This window comes from Tahibacter sp., assembly GCF_035481375.1.
Lineage (GTDB): Bacteria > Pseudomonadota > Gammaproteobacteria > Xanthomonadales > Rhodanobacteraceae > Tahibacter.
Window position 1 is genome coordinate 1 of sequence record NZ_DATIGT010000263.1, and the last position, 5,424, is coordinate 5,424.

Annotated in this window: 3 protein-coding genes and 1 pseudogene; 2 read left to right on the forward strand and 2 right to left on the reverse strand. The window is 69.0% G+C overall.

The window, feature by feature from the left end; all coding sequences use genetic code 11:
- Window positions 1–2,141: CHASE3 domain-containing protein (locus VLF18_RS17090; protein ID WP_325280836.1), on the reverse strand; the 2,141-nt coding region annotated here is incomplete at its 3' end.
- Window positions 2,142–2,565: 424 nt separating this feature from the next.
- Window positions 2,566–2,745: pseudogene (locus VLF18_RS17095) on the reverse strand (KGG domain-containing protein); the annotation flags it as partial.
- 738 nt (window positions 2,746–3,483) lie between these two features.
- On the opposite strand from VLF18_RS17095, the gene VLF18_RS17100 reads away from it, so the two are divergent.
- Together VLF18_RS17100 and VLF18_RS17105 are read left to right on the forward strand one after the other, a co-directional pair.
- Window positions 3,484–4,770, forward strand: coding sequence for a sigma-54 dependent transcriptional regulator (locus VLF18_RS17100; protein WP_325280837.1), 1,287 nt, complete (start codon window positions 3,484–3,486; stop codon window positions 4,768–4,770).
- 79 nt (window positions 4,771–4,849) lie between these two features.
- The coding region (locus VLF18_RS17105; protein ID WP_325280838.1) for a GIY-YIG nuclease family protein at window positions 4,850–5,424 on the forward strand (575 nt) is incomplete at its 3' end.

Genomic DNA, 5,424 nt, shown 5'->3' on the forward strand with positions numbered 1-5,424 from the left:
GGCGCCGCGGCGGCGGCGCCTTCGGGCGCCTGCGCCGGCAGCGTCAGCACGAAGATGCTGCCCTTGCCCGGCGTGCTGCGCACGACGATGTCGCCGCCGAGCAGCCGCGCGAGATCGCGCGAGATCGACAGTCCGAGGCCCGTGCCGCCGTACTTGCGGTGCATGCTGCCGTCGGCCTGCCGGAACGCCTCGAAGATCACGTCCTGCTGCTGCTCGGCGATGCCGATGCCGGTGTCGTGCACCGCGAACACGATCTGCCCCTGCTCGTCGGCGCAGACGCGCAGCTCGACCTTGCCCTGGTCGGTGAACTTGATCGCGTTGGACAGGAGATTCCGCAGGATCTGGCCGAGGCGCAGCGGATCGGTCGTGATTTCCAGCGGCGTGCCGATCTGGATGTCGCAGACGAGTTCCAGTCCCCGGTCGACCGCGACGGGCCGGAAGGTACGCACGAGCGCGTCGGTCGACGCAACAATATTTACTTTTTCACGATTGATCTCGACGCGGCCGGCCTCGATCTTGGCGAGATCCAGGATGTCGTTGATGATCGCGAGCAGATCCTTGCCGGCCGAGGAAATGGTCTGCGCGAACTTGACCTGCTCCTCGTTCAGGTTGCCGCCCTTGTTGTCGGCGAGCAGCTTGGCGAGGATCAGCGTGGAGTTCAGCGGCGTGCGCAGTTCGTGGCTCATGTTGGCCAGGAACTCGCTCTTGTAGCTGTTGGCGCGTTCGAGTTCCGCCGCCTTGTCGATGAGCACCACCTGCGAGCGGGCAAGTTCGTCGCGCTGGTGTTCGAGCTGCTGGGCGAATTCCTCGAGCTGGGCATTGGTCTGTTCGAGCTCGGTCTGCTGGTTTTCCATCTGGGCCCGCGAAGCCTTCAGCGCGTTGCTCTGCTCCTCGAGTTCCTCGTTGCTGACGCGCAGTTCCTCCTGCTGGGTCTGCAGCTCTTCGGCCTGGCGCTGGGTTTCCTCGAGCAGTTCGAGCACGCGCGCGCGGTCCCTGGCCGTGCGCACGGTGATCGCGAGCACGTCCGCGGCGCGGCGCAGCAGATCCTTCTCGGCGGCGCGCACCGGACGCAGGAAGCCCAGTTCGACGACCGCCTGCACGACGCCGTCGACGCTGACCGGCAGGATCAGGACCTCGGCCGCGTCGCCGCGGACCAGGCCCGAACGCAGCGGCAGATAGCCCGCCGGCAGATGGGTCAGATGGGTCAGCGCGCGATCCTTGACCGCCTGACCGACCAGCCCTTCGCCGAGGCGCTGCTCGGCCATCGCGAGACCGCCGTCGACCGCATGCACGGCCACCGCGTGGAAGCGGCTGCCGCCGCTCTGCACGTAGACCGCACCGACCGGCGCCTCGAGGAAGCGCGTCAGGAAACCGAGCACGTTCTCGCCGATCGACTGCAGCCCCTGCTCGCCGAGCAGGCGCTCGGCGAGCCCGGCCTGTCCGCGTCGCACCCAGGCTTCGGTTTCGCGCGCGCGATAGTCGCGCGAGGTCACGTAGGCGGCGATCAGGATCAGCACGAACAGCACGCCGCCGCCGCCGATCGACGTCCAGACCGTGCGGTCGGACGCTTCGCGCCATTCGCGCTGCTGCTCGTCCTGACGACGCTGCTCGGCGCTCTCGATCTCGCGCACGAGCGCGCGGATGCGGTCCATCGTGACGCGTCCGCGATCGGTCGCAAACAGCGCGAGCGCCGCGCTGCCATCGCCGTTCTGCCGCAACCGGATCGATTCTTCGAGCTCTGAAAATTTTTCCGCAATGAGTTGGCGCAGCGCGTCGAAGCGGCGTTGCTGCTCCTCGTCACCGGAAATCAACGCCTGCAGCTGCTGCTGCACGGCCGCGACATCGCTTTTTGCCGCGGTGAACGGTTCGAGATAGCGGCCTTCGCCGCTGATGAGGTAACCGCGCTGGCCACTCTCGGCATCCTTCATGGCCGACAGGGCGTCGCCGAGGCCGACGAGAATCGACGACGAACGCTGCACGCGAGCCGCGCTGGTCGTGCGATTTACCAGAGCCTGCCAGGAGAACCATGCAATGAGCCCGACGGCGAACAGGGCGAGCGCAAAGCCGATGGCGGCTTTCGGAGGCAGGAATCCGAGCGCGCGCAGGTTGCGCTGATCGTCCGCCGCAATCGAATCGGGCATGCAAAGACCTGTTGGCTGATGGGCGCGAGAACCGAGCGGGGATACTGCCGCATGGCAGAGCCCGCTGTCGCCCTCTGAACACACGCTCGACGGCGCGCGCGATGATCACGCGGGCCTCGACCCCTGCGGACGACGTGCGCCCACCTGCGAAAAATCCACATATCCATATCGGCGTGAGCGCCGCGTGACGGACGAGCACGCCGCACGGCGGGCGTTTTTCGCCCGCCCGCCGTACCGCGGGTTCAACGGCTTAGAAGTCGCGCCGGCCCGGCGCGCCGAAGGCGTTGCCGCCGTTGTCGCGGCGCTCGCTGCCCGAGCTGCGTGCGTTCGAGTTGCCGGAAGTGCTACCCGAGCTGCCGCGCGGGGTCTCGTCCTCGGTGCTCTCGCCGCGTGCGGCCGCGGCGGCCTTGCGGTGCGCGCTGCCGCGCGCCTCGCCGCCGCGACGGCCGATGGCCGCCATGTGTTCGCGATTCTGGCTGACCGCTTCGCCGCCCTTGCGGCCGGCTTCGCGCGCCTCTTCGGAAGTGAATTCGTGCGCCGTGCCGCGCGCGTGCGCCGCCCGACCGCCTTCGCTGGCGATCGCGCGCTGCCGTGCTTCGTCCATCGAGGCGAAGCCGCGCCGGCTCGTGCCGCTGCTCTCCGCCCGGCGGCCGGCCGGAGTCTGGCGGTCGTCGCCGCCGGTCTGCGCCGAGTCTTCGGGTTTGCGCTGGTCGTTCGGGTTCATTGCTCTCTCCATTGATGGCCGTGGTCTCTCGCTGCGGCCGCCCTGCTCGTGTTCGCGAAACCGGGCCGATATGTCGGGGCGGCAACGGAGCTACCGCAATGACCGTGCCAGCCGCACTCAGCAGCGACCACGCGTTCAGTCATCGCCGGCGCCGCTTGCTGCAGCGCACCAAACGCGGAAATTGTTTCCGCGGGCCGGCAGAAAATGCGCGCTGCCGTGTGCCGGCGGCGTGAAGCACGAGCTCGCTTTGGCGCGAGCGGGCGGCGGCGACGCGGCCGTCGGCGGCGGGAACGGGGAATCGGGACGGTGCAGCGTACGGTGGCGCGCATCCCGCACGGGAAACGAGGAAGCGACCGCGACAGATTGAGAGGTTGGGCCTCGAGGCGGCAGATTGTTGCTTCAGTGCGCAACAGCGCCTCGCTGATCGACGTCGACGAACACTGGTCACTTTATGAATTCGTATCTTTATACTTATTTATTCAATACTCGTTCGTCCGTACGCACGGTAACGTTTGAAAACCGTGAAATTTTTTCACTGTCGTTTTCGCGGATCCGCACTTACCATCGCGGGCTCGTACGTTCGATGTGGGCACGACGCTGTCGGGCCGGGGCTCTGCCATGGAAACACCTGCAAGACCGTCGCTGCTGATCGTCGACGACGACGTCAGCTTCGTCCGCGCGGCAGCGGAAATCGCGCGCACGATCCCCTACGACATCACCGTTGCCGACACCGTACGCCAGGCCGAGCACTGGCTGCGGCGCGAAGCGTTCGACCTGGCGCTCGTCGACCTCGTGCTCCCTGACGGATCCGGCCTCGACCTCGTTTCCGCGTGCGCGCGCCGCGCGACCGCGGTCGTGCTCGCGACGGGCCACCCGACCGTCGAATCGGCCGTACAGGCCTGCCGCACGTCGCTGCTCGACTATCTGATCAAGCCGATCGACCCGGCGCGCTTCCGCGAACTCCTCGAACGCACCGCGCAGCGGCGGCGACTGCCGACGCCGATCCCGACCGGCGGATGGCACGGCATCGTCGGCAGCTCGGCCGCGCTGTGCCGGCTCGTCACGCAGATCCAGCGCGTCGCGCCGACCGATGCCTCGGTGCTGATGCTCGGCGAGAACGGCGTCGGCAAGCGCCTCGCCGCGCGCGCGATTCACACGGAGAGCGGCCGCTCCGGCCCGTTCCTCGAAGTCAGCTGCTCCGGCCTCGCGCCCGACGCGCTCGCTGCGCAGCTGTTCGGCCAGGCGGACGACGACGACGGCGACTTCGAGCGCGCGCGCGACGGCACGCTGTTCCTCGACGATGTCACGGCGCTCCCGCCGCCGCTGCAGCTGCGCCTGCTTCACGCGATCGAGCGCGCGCCGGCGGACCGCGGCACGCGCGTGATCTCGGCGAGCGGCCCCGAACCGCGCATGCTCGCCGACGACGGCCTGCGCGAAGAACTCTGCTACCGGCTCGGCGAGTTCCCGATCGCGATTCCGCCGCTGCGCGAACGCCTCGACGACGTGACCGCGCTCGCGAATCACTTTCTCGCCCAGGCCAACGACCGCCACCGCACGCGCAAGGCGTTCACCGGCGAAGCGATCGAACAGCTGCGCCGCTATTCCTGGCCCGGCAACGTGCGCGAGCTGCGCAACGTCGTCGGCTACGCCTACATCATGAGCGCGAGCGACGCGATCGGCGATCCACTCGGCCAGATCCGCGTGCCCGAGCCGTTGCAGGAAACGCCGAGCACGCTGACGGTCGCCGTCGGCACGACGTTCGAGGAAATCGAGCGGCGCATGCTCATGAAGACGCTCGAGTTCTTCGGCAACGACAAGACCAAGGCCGCGCGCGCGCTCGGCGTCAGCGTCAAGACGATCTACAACCAGCTCGCGCGCTACTACAACGCGACCGAGCCCGAGTGAGGACGAACCACCGCGCCCGCTTGACTCGGCCCCGGATTCGCCCGCAGATGCGGCATTCCTGCCGCCCTGCCGCCGCGCGATGGATTTCGAACCGCCCTACCCGTTCACCTCGACGAGCAGCGTCGCGCGCGCCTATCTCTACGTGCTGCCCTGCCAGGGCGAGGACTGGCTGAAGCTCGGCTTTTCGCGCGATCCGCTCGCACGCATGCAGCAGCTGCACCCGCGCTTCTTCGAGTTCTTCGATACCGACCTCGCTTTCGCGGTCGAGACCGAAACCGTGCGCGACGCGCGCGCGCTGGAGACACGGTTCGGCCGCGCGCTGCGGACGCACGCGGCGCCGGCGCCGCTGACCGTGTCGCCCGCGGCCGGCGGCAGCACCGAGTGGTACCGCGGCGCCTATGCGCACCTCGCCGCCGCCGCGGACGCGCTCGGGCTCGAGGGCTATCCGCTGCACCGCCCGCTGCGGCCCTGGATGACGGCGCGGCTCGAAGCCGGCGCGGAACTGCTCTACGCCTGGACCGCGCTGCTGTCGCCCGACGAACTCGGCGCGCGCGGCGCCGCGAGCCGTGCGACCGTAGCGCAGCGCCGCGTCGCCGACGTGCTCGACGCCTACCGCGCCGCCGGCATCGGCCTCGCCCACCGGCTGCCGGCGGG

Excerpts from the sequence above, each read along its gene's own strand:
- VLF18_RS17100 (WP_325280837.1), top strand. The coding sequence starts at position 3,484 with ATGGAAACACCTGCAAGACCGTCGCTGCTGATCGTCGACGACGACGTC.